Source organism: Collinsella sp. AF04-24, assembly GCF_003465685.1.
Taxonomy (GTDB): domain Bacteria; phylum Actinomycetota; class Coriobacteriia; order Coriobacteriales; family Coriobacteriaceae; genus Collinsella; species Collinsella aerofaciens_AP.
In genome coordinates this window covers 1-25,795 of sequence record NZ_QSBK01000026.1, presented here as the reverse complement: position 1 = coordinate 25,795, position 25,795 = coordinate 1, and the positions used below count along the sequence as shown (strand labels likewise).

18 protein-coding genes and 1 tRNA gene are annotated in these 25,795 nt (G+C 58.2%); 6 read left to right on the top strand and 13 right to left on the bottom strand.

What is annotated here, in order from left to right; genetic code table 11:
• Positions 1–18: 18 nt before the first annotated feature.
• From DWV32_RS09275 to DWV32_RS10570, 6 genes are all read right to left on the bottom strand, one after another.
• Entirely contained in the window at positions 19–807 is a 789-nt protein-coding gene (locus DWV32_RS09275) for a hypothetical protein (RefSeq protein ID WP_035137757.1), read from the bottom strand.
• Positions 804–1,622 carry a hypothetical protein gene (locus DWV32_RS09270; protein ID WP_117564851.1) on the bottom strand — a complete coding sequence of 273 codons (819 nt, stop codon included), beginning with the start codon at positions 1,620–1,622 and terminating at the stop codon, positions 804–806. Before DWV32_RS09270 ends, DWV32_RS09275 begins: the two co-directional genes overlap by 4 nt.
• Complete coding sequence (locus tag DWV32_RS09265) at positions 1,622–2,542, bottom strand: ABC transporter ATP-binding protein (protein ID WP_035137759.1); 921 nt, start codon at positions 2,540–2,542, stop codon at positions 1,622–1,624. Before DWV32_RS09265 ends, DWV32_RS09270 begins: the two co-directional genes overlap by 1 nt.
• 701 nt (positions 2,543–3,243) lie before the next feature.
• Positions 3,244–3,573 (bottom strand): helix-turn-helix transcriptional regulator, encoded by a 330-nt coding sequence (locus DWV32_RS09260; protein ID WP_052044110.1) that lies wholly within the window; start codon positions 3,571–3,573, stop codon positions 3,244–3,246.
• Between the two features lie 8 nt (positions 3,574–3,581).
• Entirely contained in the window at positions 3,582–4,118 is a 537-nt protein-coding gene (locus DWV32_RS09255) for a hypothetical protein (RefSeq protein WP_035137761.1), read from the bottom strand.
• A gap of 327 nt (positions 4,119–4,445) precedes the next feature.
• Positions 4,446–5,039: an ATP-binding protein gene (locus DWV32_RS10570; protein WP_084591805.1), complete on the bottom strand. Its 594-nt coding sequence runs from the start codon at positions 5,037–5,039 to the stop codon at positions 4,446–4,448.
• Positions 5,040–5,330: 291 nt separating this feature from the next.
• Here DWV32_RS10570 and malQ point away from each other — a divergent pair, with 291 nt between their 5' ends.
• Complete coding sequence (gene malQ, locus DWV32_RS09245; protein WP_255413150.1) at positions 5,331–6,908, top strand: 4-alpha-glucanotransferase; 1,578 nt, start codon at positions 5,331–5,333, stop codon at positions 6,906–6,908.
• A 128-nt stretch (positions 6,909–7,036) separates the two neighbouring features.
• Positions 7,037–9,304 carry a glycogen/starch/alpha-glucan family phosphorylase gene (gene glgP, locus DWV32_RS09240; RefSeq protein WP_117757960.1) on the top strand — a complete coding sequence of 756 codons (2,268 nt, stop codon included), beginning with the start codon at positions 7,037–7,039 and terminating at the stop codon, positions 9,302–9,304.
• A 534-nt stretch (positions 9,305–9,838) separates the two neighbouring features.
• Here glgP and DWV32_RS09235 read toward each other — a convergent pair.
• The 5 genes from DWV32_RS09235 to DWV32_RS09215 form a co-directional block, all read right to left on the bottom strand.
• Positions 9,839–11,038, bottom strand: a complete 1,200-nt coding sequence (locus DWV32_RS09235) for an ABC transporter ATP-binding protein (protein ID WP_117757959.1) — start codon at positions 11,036–11,038, stop codon at positions 9,839–9,841.
• A gap of 68 nt (positions 11,039–11,106) precedes the next feature.
• Positions 11,107–11,946, bottom strand: a complete 840-nt coding sequence (locus tag DWV32_RS09230; RefSeq protein WP_117584245.1) for a carbohydrate ABC transporter permease — start codon at positions 11,944–11,946, stop codon at positions 11,107–11,109.
• Positions 11,946–12,800, bottom strand: coding sequence for a carbohydrate ABC transporter permease (locus tag DWV32_RS09225; RefSeq protein WP_055252174.1), 855 nt, complete (start codon positions 12,798–12,800; stop codon positions 11,946–11,948). The genes DWV32_RS09230 and DWV32_RS09225 overlap by 1 nt, the downstream gene beginning before the upstream one ends.
• Positions 12,801–12,887: 87 nt before the next feature.
• The gene (locus DWV32_RS09220; RefSeq protein WP_055252173.1) at positions 12,888–14,204 is read right to left on the bottom strand and encodes an ABC transporter substrate-binding protein; all 1,317 of its coding nucleotides are present in this window, start codon (positions 14,202–14,204) and stop codon (positions 12,888–12,890) included.
• Between the two features lie 306 nt (positions 14,205–14,510).
• On the bottom strand, positions 14,511–15,230 hold the full coding sequence (locus DWV32_RS09215) for a GntR family transcriptional regulator (RefSeq protein ID WP_117638177.1): 720 nt from the start codon (positions 15,228–15,230) through the stop codon (positions 14,511–14,513).
• 224 nt (positions 15,231–15,454) lie between these two features.
• Here DWV32_RS09215 and DWV32_RS09210 point away from each other — a divergent pair, with 224 nt between their 5' ends.
• The 4 genes from DWV32_RS09210 to DWV32_RS09195 all read left to right on the top strand — a co-directional run bounded on the left by DWV32_RS09210 (position 15,455) and on the right by DWV32_RS09195 (position 20,204).
• A complete protein-coding gene (locus tag DWV32_RS09210) occupies positions 15,455–17,905 on the top strand; it encodes a PTS transporter subunit EIIC (protein WP_117757958.1) in 2,451 nt (816 codons plus the stop codon).
• Between the two features lie 127 nt (positions 17,906–18,032).
• Positions 18,033–19,046: a polyprenyl synthetase family protein gene (locus DWV32_RS09205; protein WP_117757957.1), complete on the top strand. Its 1,014-nt coding sequence runs from the start codon at positions 18,033–18,035 to the stop codon at positions 19,044–19,046.
• 139 nt (positions 19,047–19,185) lie between these two features.
• Entirely contained in the window at positions 19,186–20,091 is a 906-nt protein-coding gene (locus DWV32_RS09200; protein WP_187361857.1) for a peptidoglycan-binding protein, read from the top strand.
• A gap of 38 nt (positions 20,092–20,129) precedes the next feature.
• Positions 20,130–20,204 (top strand) — tRNA-Gln (locus DWV32_RS09195).
• An 850-nt stretch (positions 20,205–21,054) separates the two neighbouring features.
• Here DWV32_RS09195 and DWV32_RS09190 read toward each other — a convergent pair.
• Complete coding sequence (locus DWV32_RS09190) at positions 21,055–23,247, bottom strand: hypothetical protein (RefSeq protein WP_158563810.1); 2,193 nt, start codon at positions 23,245–23,247, stop codon at positions 21,055–21,057.
• A 183-nt stretch (positions 23,248–23,430) separates the two neighbouring features.
• A complete protein-coding gene (locus tag DWV32_RS09185; protein WP_117757955.1) occupies positions 23,431–25,320 on the bottom strand; it encodes a carbon starvation protein A in 1,890 nt (629 codons plus the stop codon).
• Positions 25,321–25,795: the final 475 nt, after the last annotated feature.

Below are 25,795 nucleotides of genomic sequence, written 5' to 3'. Positions count from 1 at the left end.
TGCGCATACGCCAGCGCACTACCTTCTTCGATAAAAACTGCACGAAAGCAGCAATAGACATGCGAGCGACACGATGACCGCATGGCCGCATGCAGCCATCAGGACCGTCCCGCCGGCAGCCCCGCACGCCCTCATCCAATAAGCCATGTGAACCGGGGGTAAAACGGTTGGGAAACTCATCGCGATAACAAGGCCCGCGAACGTTGCGACCAGCAAGGCTCCCGACACAAGAGATCTGATCCTGAACACCTCATATGCAACCGCAACCATCAGCGTATAAGCGGCGTCTATAACGATATTCGACAGGAGTGCCGAGGTCACATTACCAACCGTAAGGCTGTCTAGACCGCTTCCGGAGCACACGGCAAAGACCGCAGCGACACCGAGAGTAAACACGATGTAGGGGCACAGCGTATACACTTCGCAAGCCAATGTCTTTGCCGCAAACAGCTGCCAGCTGCGGAAGCCCCGAGCAATCGAAACTCCCCTTGCCGACACGCTCGTCGCATCACCGAATAGCGTCCCCGCCACAACAACAGAGACGATTGGGAAGAACACCGTATGCGCCATGGAGACGACACTTAGCCAGGAAGAGATACCCGTTGGCCCAACCCCTATCGAGAAAAGATAGCCCGGATCGGCGGAAAAGCCAAAGAACTGGCCCTCTCCCCCTGCGGAGACCCATGCGCCGGACCCGGCAAACACATAAATCCCCGCGATGCCCAAATACATCAGCGCTATTATCACGGCGAGTTTCATTCTCCTTGCGCGGAACAGTTCCGCCCTGACCGACATCCCAAGATTCATCGAACCGCCGTCCTTACAAATAGCGAGACGAGCGCAACTCCAACCGACACAAGCACAGTGCCGCCCGCATACAGCAAAACCTGAATTACACCAACATTCTGCATACTCAGGGAACACAGGTTCATCAGGTAATACACGGGCGAGAGCATGAGCAGCAAGCTGGGCTGACCGCTTCCGTATGTACTTGGGAACCACACCATCACAAATGTCGAAACCGCTATTGCAACGACGCTGCTCGCCACCACACTCCTCGTGAGCAAATACAGGGCGAAGGTAGCGGCGTACATCGAAATGAGCAGCAGCGCGATCATCAGCGCAATCGATACAAATTGGGCAAACCCTGAGCACGAGGCCCCAACGTCCCATTGGGCCATCTTGGTTAAATACAGCGCAGTCGTAGAAAGAAGATACACGGCACCGACCAGAGTGCAGTTCACCAACAGCTTCGTGATCACAATCGCCGCCTGCGACACCCCTCGCGATCTCGATACGGCGTAAGCCACGGATTCAAAGTCTCTCGACGTAGCGTAAACCGCGTAGAGAATCGTCACCGGAATCCAGACCACTGTAGACGCAAAAGACGTCCGGGCAACAGAGCCCAAAACGTCCCCTGCATCCACTAGGTTTCCAATAAAACCTATAGCCCCTCCAAGCGTATACGGGTCATCACCGGCGACCATGATCAGCACCTCAGACGAAGTCGCAGCCGCAACCACATACAGCACAGCCGCAAGCGCAATCATCAGAGCGGTCGCCGGGTGCCTGGCGAGCAACCATACCTCGCTCCGAAAAGCTGAGATGAACTCGCGTTTCATCACAGCTCGCTCTCTCGACCGATGAGCTCCGAATAAAACTCCTCAAGGCTCTTCCTATGAGAATACGCCTCCGCAACCCTCACACCTGCGGTCGAGAGCGCTTCGATTGCAATGCCCCGCCCTTCCTTTTTCTCCTCATAGCGCATAAGGACGCTGCCGTCCGGCAGAAAAGAATGTGAGGTCTCATCTCCGAGAACCGATCTCGTTCGCTCCAGATCGTCCACATGCAACACGAAACCACCGCGGCATGACTTTTCCAGCTGAGGTGCGGTCATCCTTCGAATGAGGCGACCATGACTTATGAAGAGGTAATCAGTTGCCAGCTTGTGCATCTCCTCAAGATTGTGGCTGGATACGAGAATCGTTTTACCTTGATCTTTGTTAAGATGCGTAAGGATTTTTCTTACTTCGACTATCCCCATCGGATCCAGGCCGTTTGTCGGCTCGTCCAGGATCAACAGCTCCGGATCGCCCAGCAACGCTATGGCCAGATCGAGACGCCTCCTCATTCCCATTGAGAAGTTCTTCACTTTCTTCCCGCCGGCCTCCCCCAAACCGACGGTTGATAACACACCGTCGATGGAACGATCGGTGGGAAGCCCCCACTCAATACAGCGAACGACCAAGTTGTCTCGCGCGGTCAGATTAGGATACGAAGCATTGAGGTCGGGCATATAACCCAGCCTTTCCCTGCAGCTCCGTATTTCACGTCTCCCGGTTTGCCCAAACATCGAGATCGTTCCTGACGATGGCTCCGAAAGCCCCGTGATCAATCGAATTAACGTGCTCTTGCCGGCACCATTCTCCCCAATGAGTGCACACAGCTCGCCTTCCATTAAAGAGAACGAGACTGATTTAACCGCTTCAAACCCGCCATATCTCTTGGATATGGCACGCAATTCAACTGGGACTTCCCGCATGGACGACATCCTCCCCGTCAATAAAAAGGGACGACATGGCAATTGTGCGGGGTTATAGGTAACGTCGGTTCGCCCCCCATATTGCAATGCCACATCGCCCCTCAGGCGCTGCTGGCCAAAATATCTTTGAACAGTCTGTGCACGCCGTACGGCGTGCACTATCCGCTAAAAGCGGATAGTGCACTCCTGTGAAGAACACTTGGTGCTGCAGCTGCCGTGCGCGTAAAAGAAGCAATTGCTGCACATGGGCTCAGCCCCGGCTGACGGCTCGGTAATCCATTCCATTTCATTCCCCTCCTTTCGCGGTAGAAAGCCAGTTCATCTCTGCCCCCTAGAAACGGAACGTGCAGGACTGATTGGGGCACCTCTTCGTGCATCCCCCGTGCGCGTAGAAGAAGCAGTTGCCGCACGCGGGTGCAACGCCTTCCTCCGGCTCGTTAATCCAATCCATCTCTCCCTCCTTTCCTTGCATACCGAATTGATAATGTTATTCTAATTCGATATGTATCATATTTCAATATAAGCTTATTTATATATTACACAAGGTAAGCACCCCCCTGCATCCAGCACAGGAAATGACTCTCTCGTTCCCCAGTGACGCGGCGAGAAATACAGGCCACTGCAGGACGTTGAATGAACAGCCCGTGAAAACCGTTGTTTTCACGGGCTGCACCTGCTCAATACTTTTTTATTCTCCAGCCTCAGTCGTCTCTAAGATCGACCACGTAAACATGATCTGACTCCAGGACCGGGTCATCACCCGTCGCGGTCGCCCTGCTCAGCGCGTTGCGGGCGCGCCGCGTCGCCAGTTCCTCAAGTTCTCTTTCGTTGACGCGCTTAATAAGATCGCCAGGCTGGCAATCAAGCTCTACGCAAATATCCAGCAATGTCTTTAACCTAATTGCCTTCACCTTGCCATTTCGTATTTTTGAGATACTTGCCGGTGTGTGCCCGGTCGCCCGAATGATATCCGTACTCGTCTTTCCGCGTCGAAGCAATAAGCTTTCAAGCTCAATAATCAGATAGTCCATGCCGCCCCTCACACCAAATCCTCGGTCTGGTCTTGAAGCAGAGCTCCGTAGCGCCATATCGCAGAAATCGAGAAGCAGCAAACGGCCCCCAGCACAGCACCAATATCTATGGGCAGGGCCAGGTTTTCAAACATCGAATAGGCGTTCCCCAGCAAGTCGAAGGGGCCAATCACTATCGAAAGAAACCCCGGAGAAAACAAGAGGTCACCTATTGCCGCTGCAACAAACAGCCACCCGATAATCGAGATTCTTCGAGCATGCGAAAGGGTAAAGGGCGATTCGCCATGAGCCATGTCCATGCTGATTCCCCGCAGGGTCCATGTGGCCCCTCCGGAAATCAGAAGATACATCAAAGGAACCACTACGGAAACCGTCTTTGATGGATCATATAGGTTTCCTTGAGCAGCCATAAGCCCAATGGAAATAACCACCACCACCGAACAGCAACACACCGCTATAAACAGCGCCGTAAACAGAATCCCAAGCCTTCTTCCGAGAGTCATCATCTTCTGGATGGACTTATCGATCTTCTGGGCGCTATTCACCACAGCTCCTCCTAAAGCAATCAGAGGTCTTCTTACTTACTGTTTTTCCTACATTGTAACGAACTCGATAAGAAGAGGGTCGCTTCACGCCGCGCAATCCCGAACTCCAAGCGTTTCTCATCAGCATTGCCCATCTTTCGAGTCGAAATTCAAATCCAGTTTCTTATCGCATGCTGAAATCAACCCGAACTGGATGTGACTGGAAAACAGCGCGCTGCGTCGGTCGCGCTTTCCCGAGCGACTCTGGCACAACAGACGATATGAGTTGAACATTGGGGCCTCTCCCCTTGCAGCTCTCTCGTGGGTCGGGCGACAATGGTCGTACCATCAACCGCGGCCGCGCGCTGCGGGCCCTCGGCCTCGGCTGCGTCGTCGGGGCGGTCCCGAAGATGCACCGGCCCGCGGCCGACCGCGGCCGCAAGAACGACCGCCGCGACGCCGAGTGGCTGGCACGCATGCTGGCGCGCCGCAACGTCGTCGAGGTGTGGGTCCCCGACGAGCGCCCTCGAGGACGCGCGCGACGACCTGCAACACGCCAAGCAGCGGATGTCGAAGTTCCTGCTGCGCCACGGCCTCGTCTTCGACGAGACGACGCCGGCCGGCAGGCGCAGGGGCGCCTGGACGGGGGCCTACTGGGACTGGACGGAGTCCCTCTCCTTCGACGAGCCCGACGACGCCGCGGCCTACGAGCACTACATGGACGGAAATGACCTGGTAGAGAACCCTCGCACCGTCTACGTCGCAGGGGACGTAGACGAACTCGTCGAGCACGAGCAGCCTCGCGGGCGACACGTCGTTCAACAGTTTCGACAGCGTTCCCTTGCGCTTCGCGTTGCCGAGCTCGAGAACCAGCTGCGCGGTCTGCCAGAACCTGACCGACATGTCCGCGGCGACCGCGCGCATCGTGAGGGCGACTGCCATGCGCGTCTTGCCGCGCCTGGACTTACCGAAGAAGACGAGGTCTTCGCGCGATTGTTTGTGTCAACGGCCAACTGAATGTGAACCCTTCTTGCATTGTTGCAACCTGGCTGGCAGCCGGTCTTTAATGACGACGACCATTGTCGCCCGACCCACAAAAGAGCCGCAAGGGGAGGAGCTCCCAATGTTCAACTCATATCGTCTATGGCGCACTACCATTCACCGAAAGTCGGCAACTTTTTCATTCTCTCTATACATGTTTAAACAACATGTTCTACAATAGGGACAATAGCAATGGAAACTCGGGACGAGCCGTCTATCCATCTACGGCGCAGCCCCTTATTCAAAAGGACGGTGAGTGCATCCATGGAGCGTGCAAGCGGCGTTCTGATGCCCGTTTCGTCATTGCCCGGACCTTACGGTATCGGCGGCTTTGGCTGGAACGCCTATGACTTTGTCGATTTCCTCGCCTCGTGCAAACAACATTACTGGCAGATTCTCCCCCTTACGACAACGAGCTATGGCGACTCGCCCTATCAGTCGTTCTCGGCCCGTGCGGGCAACCCCAATTTCATCGACTTTGCCGAGCTTATCGAGGCCGGCTATCTGGAGCAGTGCGATATCGACGGCGTGTACCTGGGCTCCGACCCCAGCAATGTCGACTATGGTGCCATCTTTGGTGGCCGTCGTCAGATTCTCGACCGCGCCGCCGAGCGCTTTGCCGCCGACAAGCCGGCCGACTTCGACGACTTTGTCCAAGCAAACGAAGACTGGCTCATCCCCTACTGCGAGTTCATGACCGTCAAGGAGGAGTGCGGTCTCAAGGCCTTTTGGGAGTGGCCCGCAGAGCTCCGTACCCGCGGCGAGGCTTCTGCCAAGGTCTGCGCCGCCCATCCCGCGCGCATGCTCTACCACCAGATGACGCAGTACTTCTTCAATCGTCAGTGGAGCCGCCTCAAGGCCTATGCCAACGAGCGCGATATCCTCATCATCGGCGACCTGCCCATCTATGTCTCGCGCGACTCCGTCGAGATGTGGGCCACGCCCGAGCTCTTTAAGATCGACGCCGCCGGTAATCCTGTGAGTGTCGCCGGCACGCCGCCCGACCAGTTCTCGGCCACCGGCCAGTACTGGGGCAATCCCATCTACGACTGGGACGCCATGGAAGCCGACGGTTTCTCCTGGTGGGAGGGCCGTATCCGCGCCGCCCTCGACATGTACGATGTCATCCGCCTGGATCACTTCCGCGGCTTCGAGGCCTATTGGGAGGTGCCGTTCTCCTCACCCGATTCGTCCTACGGTTCGTGGACGCAGGGCCCCGGCCTCAAGTTCTTCAAGACGCTCGAGGAAAAGCTCGGCACGCTGCCCATCATCGCCGAAGACCTGGGCTTCCTCACCCCCGGCGTCATCGACATGCGCGACAACTCGGGCTTCCCCGGCATGAAGATCTTGCAGTTCGCCTTTGAGGGCACCAACTCGTACTACCTGCCGCACAACTACATTGCCAACACCGTCGCCTATGTGGGCACACACGACAACGAGACGGCGCGCGGTTGGTTTGAGGGAACGGCCACCCCGCGTCAGCGCGAGCAGGCGGCCCTGTACACCCACCAGCAGGCAGGCGAGCCCATGGCCGATGCACTCAACCGCGCCATCGCCGCCAGCGTAAGCGATACCTGCATCTACACCATGCAGGACCTGCTCAACCTGGGCAACGAGGCGCGCATCAACACTCCCGCCACCATGGGCGGCAACTGGACCTGGCGCATGCTCGATGGCGCCATCACCCGCGAGCTCGAGCACAAGCTCACCGGCTGGACCGAGACCTACTTCCGCATCCCGTCGGAAGACGAAATTGAGCTTCCCCAATAGGAGCCACCGCGCCCGACCCCACCCCATCGTGCGGACGCGTCCGTTTTCCCCGCGCGAGGCCACTCCAATCCCTCGCGCGGGCTTCTTTTGAATTTCTGACATGTAATCAACCCATCACAGGAGGAAACATGCCCCGTATCAATCTTGCGGATCTTGCCGAGCAGTCCTTTGGCACCTCGCTCGAGCAGCTCGATGACCGTCGTATTTATAAGCTGCTGGCCAAGCTCGTGCAGGAGCGCTCTGCCGCCTGTCCTCTCAACAACGGCAAGAAAAAGCTCTACTACATCTCTGCCGAGTTTTTGATCGGCAAGCTGCTCATCAACAATATGATCGACCTTGGCATCTATGACGAGGTTAAGGACCAGCTCACCGCCGCGGGCCACGACCTCAACAAGATCGAGGAGTTCGAGGTCGAACCGTCGCTCGGCAACGGCGGCCTGGGCCGTCTGGCCGCATGCTTCCTGGATTCCATCGCCACGCTGGGCTTGACCGGCGATGGCGTGGGCCTCAACTACCATTACGGCCTGTTCCGCCAGCGCTTTGTCGACAACCAGCAGAAGGCCGTCCCCGACGAGTGGCTCGGTGAGCAGGACATCCTAGTCGACGACGACCGCTCCTACACCGTCGAGTTCGGTGATTTTGCCGTTACTTCCAAGCTCGTCAACATCGATGTACCCGGTTATGGCCAGCCCACCAAGAACCGCCTACGCCTGTTCGACCTGGCAAGTGTCGACGACGGCCTGGTCCCCGGCAGCTCCATCGACTTCGACAAGACCGAGATCGCCAAGAACCTCACCTTGTTCCTCTATCCGGATGATTCCGACGAGCAGGGCCGCCTGCTTCGCATCTACCAGGAATACTTCATGGTGAGCAACGCCGCCCAGCTCCTGATCGACGAGGCCATCGAGCGCGGCAGCAACTTGCACGACCTGGCCGACTACGCCGTAGTCCAGATCAATGACACGCACCCCACCATGGTCATTCCCGAGCTCATTCGCCTGCTCACCACCGAGCACGACATCGAGTTTGACGAGGCCGTGACCATCGTACGGTCCATGGTCGCCTACACTAACCACACGATTCTTGCCGAGGCCCTCGAGAAGTGGCCGCTCGCCAGCCTGCAAAAGGTCTCCCCTGCCATCGCCGACATTATCGTCAAGCTCGATGAGATCGCCAAGGCCGAGCACGACGACCCACGCGTCGCCATCATCGACGAATACGACACCGTCCACATGGCCCACATGGACATCCACTTTGGCTTCTCCATCAACGGCGTCGCCGCGCTGCACACCAAGATCCTGGAGGATACCGAGCTTCATCCGTTCTACGAGATCTACCCCGAGAAGTTCTCCAACAAGACCAACGGCATCACCTTCCGCCGTTGGATCCATGGCGCCAACCCCGCGCTCGCCAGCCTGCTCGACGATGTGATCGGCACCGATTGGCGCAGCACCGGCGACCTGAGTAAGCTTGCCGAGTTCGTTGACGACAAAGATGTTCTTGAGCGCCTGGCCGCCACCAAGGCCGAGGCCAAGGCCATCATGCGCCAGTTCATGGCGCTCGAGCAGGGCGTGACCATTCCCTCCAACGCCATCATCGACGTCCAGGTCAAGCGCATCCACGAGTACAAGCGCCAGCAGATGCTCGCGCTCTACATCATCTGGAAGTACCTCGATATCAAGAACGGCAACAGACCTAAGCATCCCGTCACCATCATCTTTGGCGGCAAGGCGGCCCCTGCCTACACTATCGCCCAAGACATCATTCACCTGATCCTGACGCTGTCCCAGTGGATTGCAAACGACCCCGACGTGGCTCCCTACCTGCAGGTTGTCATGATCGAGAACTACAACGTCACCGCTGCCGAGCGCGTGATCCCCGCTGCTGACATCTCCGAGCAGATCAGCCTGGCCTCCAAGGAGGCGAGCGGCACCTCCAACATGAAGTTCATGCTCAACGGCGCTTTGACCCTGTGCACGCTCGACGGTGCCAACGTGGAGATTGCCGAGCTTGTCGGCGACGAGAACATCTATACCTTTGGCGCCTCGTCCAAGCAGGTCGAGCAGCTCTACGCCGACGGCACCTATGACGCCGGCGCGCTCTACCGCAAGCCCGGCATCAAGCTGCTGGTGGACTTCATCACCAACCCCGCCTTTATGGCGACCGGCAACGCCGAGCGCCTGCAGCGCCTGCACGACGACATCATGGGCAAGGACTGGTTTATGGCTCTACTCGACATTGAGGAGTACATCCAGACCAAGGAGCGCGTGCTGGCCGACTACGAGGACCAGGACGCTTGGATGCGCAAGGCGCTGATCAACATCGCCAACGCCGGCACCTTCTCGTCCGACCGCACGATCTCCCAGTACAACGACGAGATCTGGCACCTGGACTAACCCATTCCCCTTACCCATCCTCTTGAAAGCGGAGTCGTGGCAACACGGCTCCGCTTTTTGTGTCCATATGCCGGCCTATGGTTTGTCTCGACCAAACAATCTCGATCTGTAACACCTAACCGGCAAAATTGGGTCTATCTGTTACAGATCAAGACAAACAGAATTGTCCCGATGAACTGTCTCAATCTGTAACAGATAACCGCTGGAATCGGGTCTACCTGTTACAGAACGAGACAGACGGGCAAGGCTGCTAAAACAATCTCGATCTGTAACAGGTAGCTGCCAAAAACAGTCCTTCGTGTTACAGATCGAGATGAAAGGACAGGCAGCTCGACGCCGTCTCGATCTGTAACATCTAGGCCCAATTTGGCCCTCTACCTGTTACAGATCAAGACAAACTGACAGATGGACAACCCCAACACAAAGAAAGGCTCCCCTCTCGCCCAGTGGACGGGAGGGGAGCCTTATATGTGACCGCGGCAAAAGGATGGCAAAGCCGCAGTCGCCCAAAGGAAGGGCCTGGTTGCACCGGGCCTAGATAAGGTTCTTGCCAGAGACCTTATCGAAGAGATGAGTCGCGTTCTTCTCGAACTTGAACCAGATGGGGTCGCCAGCCTTGAGCGCGCCCTTGGCCTCGAGGTCGACGACGGGGATAATCAGGACAAACTGGCCGTCGGGAGCGGTCACGTGGACATGCTCGGTCGAGCCCATGAGCCCGGTCACCTCGACGGTGCCCTGGAGCACACCCTCCTCGCCCTTGTCGGCAAGCAGGATCTGCTCGGGGCGCACGCCGGCCGTAATCTCCTTCACGTCGCCGCCGTCCCAGTTGAGGGCAAGCTGAGCGCAAGTCTCCGGGGCGAGCGCCACGTTCATATCCTCGGTCTTGACAGTAAAGCCGTTGCCCGAGCGCACCAGCTGGGCATCGAAGAAGTTCATCTGCGGCACGCCGATGAAGCCGGCGACGAAGATGTTCGCGGGATGGTTGAAGACCTCCTGCGGCGTGGCGATCTGCTGGACGACGCCGTCCTTCATGACCACGATGCGGTCGCCGAGGGTCATAGCCTCGGTCTGGTCGTGGGTAACGTAGATGAAGGTGCCCTTGATCTCGTGACGCAGCTTAATGAGCTCGGCGCGCATCTGGTTACGAAGCTTGGCATCCAGGTTGGACAGCGGCTCGTCCATCAGGAAGACCTTGGGGTCACGCACGATGGCGCGGCCGATGGCGACGCGCTGGCGCTGGCCGCCAGAGAGCGCCTTGGGCTTACGGTCGAGGTACTCGGTAATACCCAGGATCTCGGCAGCGGAGCGAACCTTGCGGTCGATCTCGTCCTTGGGGACCTTCTTGAGCTCAAGCGTAAACGCCATGTTCTCGTACACCGTCATATTGGGGTACAGAGCATAACTCTGGAACACCATGGCGATGTCGCGGTCCTTGGGCGCCACGTCGTTGACGCGCTTGCCATCGATGAACACATCGCCGGAGGTGATGTCCTCCAGGCCGGCGACCATGCGCATCGTCGTGGACTTACCGCAGCCAGAAGGGCCAACGAGGACGATGAACTCCTGGTCGTGAACGGTGAGGTTGAAGTCCTCTACAGCGAGCACACCGTCCTCGGTAACCTTGAGGTTGTGCTTCTTCTCCTCGGTCTTCTTCTTTTTGCCAAAGAAGCCCTTCTTTTTTGACTCGTTGTTGGGATACACCTTCTGAACATGTTTGAGAACGATCTCGGCCATGTCTTTACCTTTCGATACGCGGCGCCGCGCTGAGAGGCGCCGCCAAAACTTGCAAAACAGTTACGGCATCAGCCCTTGACGGCACCTGCCACCACACCGTCGATGATGTACTTCTGGCAGAAGATGTACATGATGACGATGGGGATGACGACCATCATGATGCACGCCATCATGGGACCGAGCTCGACGTGGCCATAGCCGCCACGGAAGTACTGGATCAAGATAGGAATGGTCTTGTACTTGGTGGAGTCGAGCGTAAGGTAGGGCAGCAGATAGTCGTTCCAGACCCACATGGTCTCAAGGATGCCGACCGAAAGATAGGTGGGCTTCATAATGGGAAGGACGATCTTAAAGAACACTTGGACCGGGTTGCAGCCGTCGATCATGGCCGCTTCCTCAATCTCGAGCGGGATGTTCTTGACGAAGCCGGCGAACATAAAGACCGCGAGGCCCGCGCCAAAACCAAGGTAGATGAAGCAGATGTTAAACGGCGTGTTAAAGCCGATGCGGTCCGCGAGGTTGGACAGCGTGAACATGAGCATCTGGAACGGTACGACCATCGAGAAGACGAACAGGTAATAGAAGAAGTTCGAGATCTTGCTGTTGACGCGCACCACGTACCAAGCGCACATGGAGCAGCACACCAGAATCAGCACGACCGACGTGACCGTGATGATAAGCGAGTACATAAACGCCGAGGCAAAGCCCTGCTCGTTCAGAGCGTGCACGTAGTTTGCGAGGCCGTTGAACGTCTCGGGCGTGAGCAGATCGAACGCCGTGGTGGTGCTGATTGCGGTCGCTTTCTTAAAGGAATTGAGCGCAATCATGAACACGGGGTAGATCCATGCGAGCGACAGGATCGTAAAGAAGATCGAGAGCGCGCGGTTGATAGCCTTATCGCGTTTCATTACTGCTGCACCTCCTTGGACCTCGTGGCCTTAAGCTGGATCATAGAAATAGCGACAACCAGGATGCAGAAGATAACTGCCTTGGCCTGACCGATGCCCTGCCATGCGATGCCAGCACGCGAATAGAACGTGTTGTAGATGTTCAGGGCGAGCATCTCGGTGGAGTGCGCCGGGGCGCCACCGGTAAGGGCGAGGTTCTGGTCGAACAGCTTAAAGCCGTTGGTGATGGACAGGAACAGGCAGATGGTGATGGTCGGCATCAGGTTGGGGATCTTAACCTTCCAAAACGTCTGCCATGCCGTAGCGCCATCGACCTTGGCGGCCTCGATGTAGTCAGACGGAATGGACTGCAGACCGGCGATGTAGATGATCATCATGTAGCCGACCTGTTGCCACAGGGTCAGGATGATAAGGCCCCAGAAGCCAGCGGCGGAGTTGAGGGCGATAAGCTGGGCACCCACGTTGGAGAGCAGGCAGTTGATCAGAATCTGCCAAATGTAACCCAGTACAATGCCGCCAATCAGGTTAGGCATAAAGAAAATCGTACGGAAGATGTTGGTGCCCTTGAGCGCCTTGCGAGTGAGCGCCTGCGCAATGGCCAGCGCGATCACGTTGATGAGCACCGTCGACAGGAAGGCAAACGCCACGGTAAAGAAGAACGACGTGGAGAACTGCGGATCGGACAGCGCGCGCACGTAGTTCTCGATACCGACAAAGTGCGCGTTATTGATGGTAATAAACTGGCAGAACGAGAGATAGAAACCCTGGATAAAGGGAATCACGAACCCGATCATAAACGCCAGGCACGTGGGCAGCATAAAGAGCGGCCACCAGCGTTTGAGTGCTTTGCCCATAGAAGGGTCCTTTCAATATGCAGGGGGCGGGCAAACCTACGTCTGCCCGCCCCCTGTCGCTAATCAGATAGCTTGGGCAGCAACTGCTTACTCGGAAGCAGCCTTCTCGGTCTTCCAGCCATCGACGAAGGCGTTCTTGACGCCGTCCCACTTGGTGTTGTCGGCAGCATAAGCGATGAGAGCCTGCTTGAGGTTCTTCTTCCACTCCTCAGAGGGGATGTAAACGAAGTCCCAAGCAACGGTCTTCTTGCCGTCCTTGGCCATAGCAACGGCCTGCTGCGAGAAGACGTTGGTGGTCTCCTTAGCGCTCTTGAACGGGGCGGTCAGACCCATCTTGTCAGCGATGATGCTGGTGGCGGTGTCAGAAGTGACGCACCAATACATGAAGTCCTCGGTGGCCTTCTGGGCATCCTCGGAAGCCTGGGAGCTGACGCACCAGTAGTTCTCGCCGCCGGAGCACAGGCCCTGGTTCTCCTCGCCGTCGACGCCGATGTAGATCGGCAGCATGCCGAGCTGGTCATCGGTCATACCGGCCTTGGTGAGGTCGGCATAGGCCCAAGAGCCGTTCTGATAGAAGACGGCCTTACCGGTTGCGAACTCGTTGGTGGCGTCGTCGCCGGTCTTAGAGGCGAGCTGCGAAGGATCGCAGGTGGAGTCGGTGATGTACAGGTCGAAGATCTGCTTAAAGTTGTCGAGATACTCGCCCTTGATCTCGTCGTCCTCCTGGTTGTGCTCCTTCTCGAACTCGTAGTAGAGCGGGAGGTTGGCGAGGTGGGTGGTGTAGCGCCAGCTGGAGGAGTCATCCATACCGGCGGAAGTGAAGGCACCGTCAACGCCGAGCTCGTCCTTGCGGGCCTGGATGTCATCGGCGCAAGCCTTCAGCTTGTCGAAGGAGTTGATGTCCTCGGCCTTGTAGCCGGCCTTCTCGAGGAGCTCCTTGTTGTAAATGATGCCGTAGCTCTCCTGAACCCAGTCGATACCCAGATCCTTGCCGTCGGACTGCAGCGCCAGGGAGTCGTCGATGAGCTCGCCGCGGAGCTTGGTGTCGGAAAGATCGGCGCAGTAGTCCTTCCAGTTCTTAAGGCCGGTGGGGCCGTTGACCTGGAACAGCGTCGGAGCGGAGCTCTTGGACATCTCGGACTTGAGCTTCTCCTCGTAGGTGTTGGAGGCGGCGGTCACGATCTTGACCTCGACGCCCTTCTCCTTCTTGTACGCCTTGGCGATCTCCTTCCACTCCTTGTCGACCTCGGGCTTGAACTGGAGGAAGTAAACCTCGGCAGCGTCACCAGAAGCAGAGGAGCCAGAGCCGGCAGAACCACCGCAGCCCACGAGGCCCAGACCAAGAACCGCAGCCGCGGAACCAGCAAAGCCCAGGAACTGCCTTCTGCTCATTTCGTTCTTCATTACAATCCACCCTTTCACACCGTGGCGGCACCCTTTGCCGCCGCCTTCGGAGATTGGCTCGGGGACTTTGCCCCTTTTGCTGACTTGTACAATACGCTATTTGGCTAGTTGTTTGAACAAGTATTACTAGAGCGGTAGAAAAACTTCGGTGAACGGTAATTTCAACTTGATACTTGACAAGTTTTGTATAAACAATTATTTGTTATCGAATGCAGAGAAAACGCCCGGTCAAGCCGATGCATCGTCGGTTTGACCGGGCGTTTTCTCTTTGAGGGCATGAGTCTCGTCAGGCTGCGAGCTAGCCGGCTATCGCTTGGAGTTGACGCGGTAGTGGAAGATCTCGGGATGCGTGCGGGCATGCGTGACCTCGAACAAGATGCCGTCCGAAGTGTACGACTGGCTCTCCATGACGGCGACACAGTTGTACTTGCCAAGGTCCAAGTAGCTGCAGTCCTCATCGTTGGCGAGCTCGACACTCACCGTACGGCGGCTCGCCATCACTTTGATGCCGCGCTTGTGCTCCAGATAGCCGTAGATAGAATCCGCCGCGATCTCGGGGGTCAGGCCCTTGGCGATCGACGCCAAAAAGTAGCCATGGTCCACTTGGCGCGCGCTGCCGTTGAGGCTTCGGACACGCACTACGCGAATCAGCTCCTCGCCCACCTTAAAGCCCAGGCGACGAGAGAGTTGCTCAGTGCAAATCAAATGTTCAAAAGACTTGACCTCGGTCGATGCGACGGCATTGTTGCGTTTTGCGAACTCGCCAAACGACTCAACCTCTTCGAGTGCGCCCAGCATGTCGGTTTCGCCCTTAAGCCAAATAACGCGCACGCCCTTACCGTGTATAGGCTGCACAAACATCTGGTCGGCCAGCATGCTCAAGGCGCGTCGAACGGTATTGCGCGTGCAGCCAAACTCCGCGGTCAGCTCGGCTTCGGTTGGCAGCATCTCCTGAAACGCATAGGTCCCGTTGATGATGCGCGAACGGATCTCGCGGTAGATTCCTTCGTAAATCGCTTTTGGCATGATTTCACCTCTAATGAATATGTATGGCTAGGCACGATAGCATTTCTTAAAGTTGTTTAAACCGATTATCGGTAAAGCACGGATTATTTACCGTCGACGGTTCCCCCGAAACCCAAATCGGACCGAATCAAAACCGTCAATGCGGCAAGCAGCCAGTCCTCTACAATGAGTTCATTGTTTAAACGTTCTTGCTCGCACAGCATGTTGCATCCGGAAGGCATATTATGCTGCAGAAAATCCAACGTTTTGGCGGAGCCATGTTCGCGCCCGCCATGCTGTTTTCTATATCAGGCCTCATGGTCGGCATCTCCGCCCTCGCAACGACCGTGGATATCGTCGGCGACCTCGCCGTATACGGAACCCCCTGGTACGTTTTCTGGACCATCATCCAGCGCGGCTCGTGGACGGTCTTTAAGCGCCTTCCACTCCTTTTTGCCGTAGCGCTGCCTATCGGCCTTGCCCAAAAGCAACCGGCACGCTGCTGCCTCGAGGCGCTCGTAGCCTATTTTGCCTACTGTTTCTTTTTGAGCGAGATCATTAAGCTGAGCGGAGACAACCTTGGGCTTAAGTACCCGTCGTTTTTGACCTCCGCTAGCGGCATCACCGTCATCGACGGCATCAAGACGCTCGACACCGGCATTATCGGCCCGCTGGCGGTGTCGGCAACCGTCGTCGCGATCCATGACCGCTTCTACGATGCCAAGGTTCCCGATTGGCTCGGCACCTTCTCGGGTTCCTCGCTGGTCTACCTCATCAGCTTTTTTGCCGTGTTTGCCCTTGCCGCCATCTCGGCCGCCATCGTGCCTTTCGCATACGCTGTGACCGAAACGCTGCGCCACGCACTTGCGGGCGTCGGCCCCTTCGGCGTGGGCATCTTTGTGTTTTTGGAGCGAGCGCTCGAGCCCATGGGGCTGCACCATCTGCTCTATATGCCCATCTATTACGACAATCTGGTCATTCACGACGGTATTTACGCCACGTGGACCAACCTGCTCCCCATTCTCTCCCATAGCACGCGCCCTTTAAATGAACTTGCGCCCTGGGCAGGTTTTACCGCCACCGGCTGGGGCAAGCTCTTTGGCCTTCCCGCCATCGCGGCAGCATTCTATTTCACCGCCAAACCCGAACGCCGCGCCGGCCTTAAGGTCATCCTTTTGCCCGCCATCGTCGCCTCGGTGGTCTGCGGCGTCACCGAGCCGCTCGAGTTTCTCTTTATGTTCACCTATCCCGGACTCTTTTTGCTCTACGCCGTCCTGTCCTCCTGCCTTGCCATGACCATGAACTTCTTTGGCATCGTCGGCATCTTCTCGGGCGGTCTCATGGAAATGACAGCCTTCAACTTCATCCCACTCATGCGAATGCATGCCGGCTCCTACCTTTTGGCGCTCGGTATCGGTCTGATGTTTAGCGCTGTCTTTTTTCTGGTCTTCCGGGGCCTCATTCTGGCTTTCGACCTAAAAACCCCAGGCCGCGAGGATCATATCGCCAGCGATGCGGCGCTCGCACGTCTGACGGGAAAAAGCTCTGCCAAAGAAGGCGCGGCCCAAAACGGCACCGACAACCAATCATCCCAAGATCATCTGCTTGCTGAGCAAGTCGTTGCGCTCTTGGGTGGCGTTAGCAATATTGTAGGAGCGACCAATTGCGCCACGCGTCTGCGCGTTGAGGTCGCAGAACCTTCCGTTGTCGCAGACAACGCAGCCTTCGTCGCGGCGGGCGCCAAGGGCCTCATCATTACGGGCAAGACCGCCCAGGTGATTATTGGCATCTCCGTTCCCCGCGTTAAAGAGCATTTTGACCAGATCATGGGCCTCGAGCCGGGATTTGTGCCCACCACCTCGGCCTCCCCTGCCGCCAGCGCAGCCCATAAGCGCGGCGATATCTGCTTCTTCGATATCGACGGAACACTCGCCTGGCAAGACCCTCGAGTGGCACAAGAGCTTCCCGAGAGCGAGCGAGACCTCTCCCCCTATCCCAATGAAGCGGTCTCGCAAGCCATCCGTGATTTTGTCGCCAAGGGCAATATGGCGTTTATCTGCACAGGGCGCACGCTGAGCTGCATCCATCCAAAGCTGCTCGAGCTGCCCTGGACCGGCATCGTCTGCCTCGCGGGTGGCTATGTCGAACTTGAGGGACACGTGATTCGCGATTTGGCGATGACGCCCGGCATGCTGCAGCGCCTTGCTCCCATTCTTGAGCAATCGGACGAAGTGATTCGTTTTGAGGGACTCAATGGCGTCGTTCGCATGAGTGCCGATGCGCCCGACGCCCCCGGATACGCCCGCACCGTGGGCGATGCAATTACGCAGCTGCAACATTACAGCGCCTACAAGATCTTAATGTCCACGTCGCTTGCCAACCGCATCGCTCAGGATCAAGCGTTTGAGCCGCTGCTCTGCTTTAACGAGCTCGAGCTCGAAGTGACCGAGATTTCGCCTCGCGAATGCACCAAGCGCGAGGGTATCCAGTCCGTACTCGACGCCCTCGACCCCCACCACGGAACCGTATACGGCATCGGCGACGCCAGCAATGACGTCTCGCTGATGAACGCCGTCGATGTCGGTATCGCCATGGGCAATGCGCCGGACTTCCTCAAGGAAAAGGCCGACTATGTCACCGACAGCATCGACCACGACGGCGTCGTCACCGCGCTCGAACACTTTGGGCTTATCTAGCCAAGCCCCTACCGCACTTGCGGCCGCATGGACCAATCGTCTTCAACCGCCGCGCTCGACGCCCTAATGTGGCAATATGTTGTCTGCATAATGCAACGATGCAACCTATCAAAGAATGCGAGAACCCGTGTCCAGTCCGTTTACCAGCTTTTTAGCCCAGCACTTTGACCAGATTAACGACTATCTGGCCACGTTCTTTGACGGACAGGCGACTTCCGCCGATATCGAGCGCTACCTGTACGCGCCGCTCTCGGCTTTTACGGCCAACGCCGGCAAGCGCCACCGCCCGCTTATCTGCATGCTCGCCGCAACCGCAGTGGGCGGTAGCTTTGAGAGCGCCCGCAGCGCCGCGGCAGCTATCGAGCATTTCCAGTCAGGCGCGCTGATTCACGACGACATCGCCGACAACGGACAGCTTCGTCGAGGCAAGCCCTGCATGCACCTTACCGAGGGCACGGGCCTTGCCATCAATTGTGGCGACCTGGCGCTCACCATGGTCACCAAGACGGTTCTCGACGATCCCACGCTCGAGTCCGACGTGAAGCTGCGTGTGCTCCACGAGCTTACCGAGATGATCGTCCGCACCATCGAGGGTCAAGCGCTTGACCTGGGTTGGGTCCGTGACGAGCGCTTTGATATCTCGGTTGATGACTACCTGGACATGGCGACGCACAAGACCGCGTATTACAGCGGAGCCACGCCGCTTGCCGCCGGAGCCATTATCGGCGGCGGCAGCGAAGAGCAGGTCGAGGCGCTACGCGCCTTTGGCCTGCACACCGGCCTTGCCTTTCAGATTCAGGACGACCTGCTCAACTTGGTCGGCACCAAAGAGGCCGCCAACAAGGACTTCCGCACCGACATCACCGAGGGTAAACGCACGCTCGTTGCCGTGCACGCCCTGTCTGATGAGCGCCATCACGACGAGGTCGAGGCAATCCTTTCCTCGGGCACCGAGGACCCCGCGCAGCTCGCGCGCGCCGTGGAGATCTTCCAGGAGACCGGCTCCATCGATTACGCCCACACCTATGCGCTCGACCTGACCGCTAAGGCCAAGGCCGCTATCGAAGGCGTCGAGCTCGACCCGCATGCGCGCGAGCTCTTCCTCTCAATGGCAGATTTCTTTGTGGAGCGTCTTAACTAGCGGGGGTCATAAAACCTGTGGGCAGCGAGTTTGGGTACAAGTTGCTACACTATTGAGTGCATGTTTATAAATTGTCTCGCGTTGTCTATCCGACACACGCTCAAAATAGTACGAATGGTACGCCGAAAGGGGTTCGTTCATGGAACCTATTACCACGGGCATGCAGGGAGCAGCCGTCGAGGATGTTCAGTCCCGCCTTCTGCAGCTCGGCTATACAATCGATGACGCCGAGGTTGTCGACAAGCGCTTTGGCACCACCACCGAGCAGGCCGTCAGCACCTTCAGGCTCGACAGCGGCCTTGCTGCCGGTCATGCCGTCGATATCCCCTGTTGGAGCGCCCTGGTCGACGCCTCGTATAAGCTGGGCGACCGCACTCTGTATCTGCGCATGCCCAATTTCCATGGCGCCGATGTGCAGGCCCTGCAGCGCGCTCTCAACGTTTTGGGCTTTGCCTGTGGCGAAGACGACGGCTACTTTGGTCCGCATACCGAGGCCGCCCTGCAGCAGTTCCAGGAAAATGTCGGCCTGTTTGCCGACGGCATGGCCTTCCAGGACACCTACGCCTACATCAACCGCCTGCACCATGTGTGGGAGGGCAAGCCCTCGGTCACCGAAGCCGAGTCCCGCATCGGTTTTGCTCGCGCCGCCAACGTGCTCGAGCGCTTCCAGATCGCCGTTATCGGTGAGGACCCCATCGCACGCAGCGTTGCTTCGCGCATGTGGAACATCGCCACGGCAACGACCGACAACAGCGGCATGATGCTCTGCGACTCCGAGGTCCCAACCGACGTTGACCTGGTGCTCGAGATCGCAAGCGACGAGCTGCCCGCCGACGCCGCGCCACGCGCCACGATTGCCCTCGCCGAGTGCCACAACCTGGCCCAGCGCATCCGCACCGCCAATGTCGCCGCGCAGCAGAAGCCGGCTCGCATTCGCATTGAGCTCACGGGCATGACGCGCTACAACGGCACCTTCACGGCCAGCGACGCGCAGACGCTCGCCGTACGCCTACTCGACGGCGTTTGCGATGCCCTCGCAGATTAGGTAAACTAGACGAGTTGCTTTTGGGCAACACCACACATTGGGACGTAGTTCAACGGTAGAACTCCGGTTTTTGGTGCCGGCTGTTGGGGGTTCGAATCCCTCCGTCCCAGCCATTAAAACTGAGCGCCCTAAGCCCATAACGGCCCAGGGCGCTTTCTTGTGGGCAAGCGGAGGAACTCGAGCCCGCAAGGGTGCGGAGCTGAGGAAACGCGAAGCGTTTTCCAGCGCAGCACGCAAGGAGCGAAGCGACGCAGCGGGGCGCGGCCGCCGACCAGGCGGACGCGGAATCCCTCCGTCCCACACCAGCCAAGAGCCCCTCACGTCAAGCAAATCGAGCCAACGCCGCCAAGCGGAGGGATCCGAACCCGCAAGGGTGCGGAGCGACGCAGCGGCGCGCGGGCGCCGCAGGCAGACGCGGTGTCGGCACTTAGGGACGTTCCTAAAGTGCCGGCTCGGGACTATTTTCGAGGACCCTCCGAAGGACTGTGGCCAAAAAACGGCAAATATGAGTACTGTTACCGTTGTAGCTACATTATTTTCGTTAATAAAAGAAGATCTTAATGAGATTTATTCGCATCAAGGTCTTCCTTTAATGAACACTTGAGGAGATACGGCAGCTTATCTGCTCGACCGACACGTCAAATCACCTTAAATGTGGTCGAAATTACTGCTACTAAAAGAGTATCAGTACTCATATTTGCCGTTTTTTGGCCACGGCTCTTTATAGACACCCTGTACAGCGACGGCGGTAGATTTCGGAACGTGTCCGTCAGCCCCGTTCCGAAAAGCGAGCCGCGTGCAACGGCCAAGCCACGACAGCCCCCGGGAGAGCGGGGGCACCGGCTTAGGTTTATCGCGAGTTCCGCACGAACAGGAGGCCACTTAATGTGGCCTCCGTCGTGAGCAGGACTGTAGAGCAGGAAACCTAAGCCGGTGCCCCCGCTCTCCCGGGGCCGGCGGAATTTAGTTGTTAAGCATGCGGTCGAAGCTTCCCGAGTCGCCATCCCGATAGTCGGCGGTCATCAGAATCTCCTGCGGAATGCGCCCGCCCTCGCGCAGCACATTGCGGAACTGCACGCGCGTGACCATGGGCAGATCCTTGATCGTCGCCGCCAAGTTCTGCGGCACGCCCTGGTTGGCAGCCGCGGGCTCGCACTCGCCGCCGGCCTTCACGCGACGCTTATGCTCGGCGAGCATGGCGCGGTACATGCCGGCATGCAGGCGAATCTCAACCACATTGGCATTGCGAGCCTGCTCGACGATGCGCGCGCCCTCGCGGTCGATATCGCCCACGTAGTAGACGTAGTTAAAGCGATAGCCGATCTCAGCCAGATAATCGTCCAGGGCATGCGAGACGCTCGCCTTGCATCCGCCGCCAAAAATCACGCCGCCCACCTTGATGCCAAAGAGCTTGGCGTGCTTGCGGCCACGCAGCAGCCTGACGATCTCGTCGTAGGTGTCCAGGTTCTCGACCATAATGAACGGCTTATCGGCGCCCAGCGTAAAGAAACCCGTAAAGTGAACGGGGCGGTTGGGGGCGACCTTAATCGCCTGCATGCTGATGCCCTTTTCGGTCATACGCCGAATTAGGCGCTCGCCGTGCTTGCCGTCAAAGGCCTTCTCATCGTTAAAAATCTGGTAGGCACGCTGGCGGCGCGAGGCAACCGGCGTATCGGCACCTCGGTTTTGCTCGATCCAAGCCTGGATGATTGCGATTTCCTCGGCAATCTTGCGGTTGGACATCTCGTTGTGCTGAGTGCGCTGCGGCGCCTTTTTGCCGTCCTTGCCCTCGACCTTAACAATTTGAGTCTGCTGCTCCTTGATCTTAGAGAGCGCCGTAGGCGTAGGGACAACTTTGAGCAGCTGCCTGCCCAAAACGCGGGCAAGGGCAAACGCCGATACCTCGCCGTGGACGGCCGACTCGGGCCGCTGGGTAGCACTATCAGCCGCGGCAGGCTCAGCCTGTGCATGAGGCTTACGCTTGGAATCTGCCCGGGTATTACGTTCCTGCTTGGGCGCAGACGAGCGCTTTTGCGGACGATCGGACTTGGCCTCCTTCGCCGGCTGGCGCTTGACCTGATCCACCGGAGTCTCGGCCTTCTCATCTCCGTTTTGTGTCGCTGTCTTCTCGGCCGCGGCCTCGGCATTTGAGCCACGACCGCCGCGGTGACGACGACGGCGGGGCTTGCCTGAGGCGCTCTCCCCCGCCTGCTTATCAGCGGTCTGTTGAGCTTTGACCTCAGTGTCAGCCGCAGGCTGCGACTCGGAAGGTTGCTGCTCGCGAGCCGCCGGCTCAACGGTTTTCTCGGTTTGTTCGGCCTTCTCGGCCTGAGCGGTCGGAGCCGGCTCGCCCTTCTCCTGACGCCTTACGGGATACGCGCGCCTCGCAAAACCACGCCCGGGACGGCATGAACCCGGAGCCTTCTTGGCAGACTCCTCAACATCGTCTGCAGCCTCGGAAGGCTCTTCAACCTCATGCGCGACATCCTGCTGCGCAGCCTTAAAGTGGGCACCACGGCGACGCTGGGGCTCCTGGGCCTCCACGGGCTTTTGCTCCTTCGCGGGCCTCTGCGACTCGGCAGCAACCTCGTTCTCAACAGCCTCGGCATCCGTCTCACCCTTTTGAGCAACGGCACGACGGAAGCGCTCCTGCTGGGCGCGGCGCTGCGCATCGCGCTTGCCACCCCCGCCAAAACCGCCGCGTCCCGCCTTGGCCGTAAAGGCACGCACGACGTTCTCATCGAGCAACTCATCGGTATCGACATGCTCACGCGGAGCAGCTTCTTCCACAGCAGGCACGTCAGCGGAATCCTCGACGACAAAATCTTCGACGGACTCGGCAGGCTGCTCCTGGGCATCGCGGATCTCGACATTGATGGTATAGAACGCCGGGCGCCCGTTAATGCCGCTGCCCTCGATCTTGGTCACGATATTTGCCGCGATAAGCTCATCGCGCATCGCCTTGGTGTCGCATTCCTTATCGACGGAGCGGAAAATCTGCGCCAGCGCGCTCGACTTAATCTTGAGCGCCTTGCGGCAGAGCAGGTCGTAGGCAACCAGCTTGGCGCGCTCGGCAGAAAGCGATGTCTGGCTGCTCAGACGCTCAGCCAGAGCATCGACATTGTTTTGATTATCGGAATATACCGTCTTGGCCACGGGGCCCCTTTCATATGCACACATATACGTCCATATGGTACAACGCACGAGCCTATCCACGCAAAACATCTGCGAGAACGCCCTTGCACCACCTGTTCTCACAAGAAAAAAGACCGGGTCCGCTTGATTGCGGACCCGGTCTTTCCGAGTCAAATAGATGGGAGATTCAACCCGTCCGACCGACTAGGCCTTGGCGGCCTCGGCGTCGGCAGGAGCTTCAGCGGCAGCGGCGCGACCGTACTCGGCCTTGCCCATCTCGGACCACTCGGGCTCCTCGTCGGGCATGGAGCCGGCCTCCTTGCCGAAGAACTCCTTGAGACAGTTGACGGCAACGATGAGGCCCAGGACCATCAGCAGGACGGCGAAAACGAGCTGCAGGCCCTTGGTGGCGGCGACGGAGACGGCGGCCGTGGTGGCGGTAGCCGGGATAGTGCCGAAGAAGCCGTAAGCCTGGACAGCGGTCATGCAGCCCATGGCGCTCTGGACCAGCGAGGTGAAGGTGCAGCAGAGCAGGAAGGCGACGGGCACGTAGAGCATCCAGCCCTTGCGGCCGGTGCACTTGCAGAACACGGCGAGGGTAATCATGGTCATACCGCCGAGCAGCTGGTTGGAAGCACCAAAGAGCGGCCAGATGTTGGCATAGCCGCCAAAGGCGAGGGCGAGACCGGGAAGCAGGGTGACGACCGTGGCGAACCAGGGGTTGCCGAGAACCTTCATGTAGCCGGCCTTGGACTCGATGGCCAGGGCGTCGTTGGTCTGGGCAAAGAACTCGGAGAACGAGGTGCGGGCGATGCGGGCGACGGCGTCGAGCGAGGTCAGGGCCAGAGCGGAAACGTTCATGGTCATGAAGACGGTAGCGAACGTACCGTCAACACCGAAGGCCTGCATACCGCGGGAGATACCAGCGGCGAAGATCTGGAACGGGGTGGAAGCGACGCCGGCGTTGAGGGCGCCGGTACCGGCGGTGTTCATGTCGGAGAACATGATGCCGGCGACGATGATGGCAAGGATGCCGACGAAGGACTCGACGATCATGGCGCCATAACCGACCTTGACGGCGTCCTGCTCCTTCTCGACCTGCTTGGAGGAGGTACCAGAAGAAACGAGGCTGTGGAAGCCGGAGAGGGCACCGCAGGCAACGGAAACAAACAGGACCGGGAACATCATGCCAGAAGCGCTGGAGAAGCCGGTAAAGGCCGGAGCGGTGATGGTGGCCTGGCCGTTAACACCCAGGACGACGATACCGAGGACAGCGCAAACGATCATGACGATCATCATGATGGAAGTGAGGTAGTCACGCGGGGTCTTGAGCATCTGGATGGGCATAGCGCCAGCGAAGACCAGGTAGACCATGACGACGGCGAACCACTGGAACTTATCCAGGTAGACCGGGAACTGCATACCGACGGCGAACATGAGAACCATGAGGACCACGCCGGTGACGAACTCGGTAGCACCGGTGAGGTTGAACTTCTTCTGGGCCCAACCAAAGGCGATAGCGACGAAGGTGAACAGGATGGAGATGGTACCAGCGCAGCCGGCGGCATAGGACTTGGTGAAGTCGATAGCACCGGTGGCAGCGCCAGAAGCGTCAACGACCGAGGTGAACATGAACGTCTTGCAGACCATGTCGGTGAAAGCGGCGATGACGATGATGCAGAACAGCCAGCAGAACAGCAGGAACAGGCGACGGCCGGTCTTGCCGATGTACTTCTCGATGAGCTGAGCGAGCGACTTGCCGTTGTTCTTCATCGAGGCATACAGGGCGCCAAAGTCGTGGACGGCGCCAAAGAAGATGCCGCCGACGAGGACCCAGAGCACGACGGGCAGCCAGCCAAAGGCCATGGCGACGATCGTACCCGTAACAGGGCCGGCACCGCAGATCGAGCTGAACTGGTGCGAGAACGCGGTGAAGGCGGAAACAGGCGAGAAGCTCTTGCCGTCCTTCATGCGCTTGGCCGGCGTGAGGGCCTCTTTGTCAACGCCCCACTTGTTGGCCAGCCAGCGGCCGTAGCCCAGATAGCCGCAGGCGAGCACCGCCGCGGCCACAACCATGAGCAAAACTCCGTTCATTACATTTCCTCCTCTAAAAAGAACTTCCTAGACATAAAAAATGAGGGCCGTCGGTTGCGCTCGACGGCCCTCATCTTCATCAGCCGCCCGTTATCGTACGGGCTAGCTGTATGTGCTAACCCGCATCAGATAATTACTACGCTGATAATGTTTAGCTGATGCGTGAACATGTCTAAGAAATCCTCTTCAATCATGATGTGAACGATCCGTGCGTGTTCACATCCCCCAGTGGTTGAAAAGGAGTATGAAACTTTAGTTACCTAAAGTCAACGCAAATTTGTAATGAATTTTCAACTATTTTTGAATTTCTCGGTATAAAACGCCACTGACCTCGGACTTTACCGAACGACAGTTTTTGCTTGAGAGATGCCCCTCGGGGGCGGGGCGGGCGCCTGCCGCCATATATGAACTTTCCTGCTCGGACAGTCCTGCTCACGACGGAGGCCACATTAAGTGGCCTCCTGTTCGTGCGGAA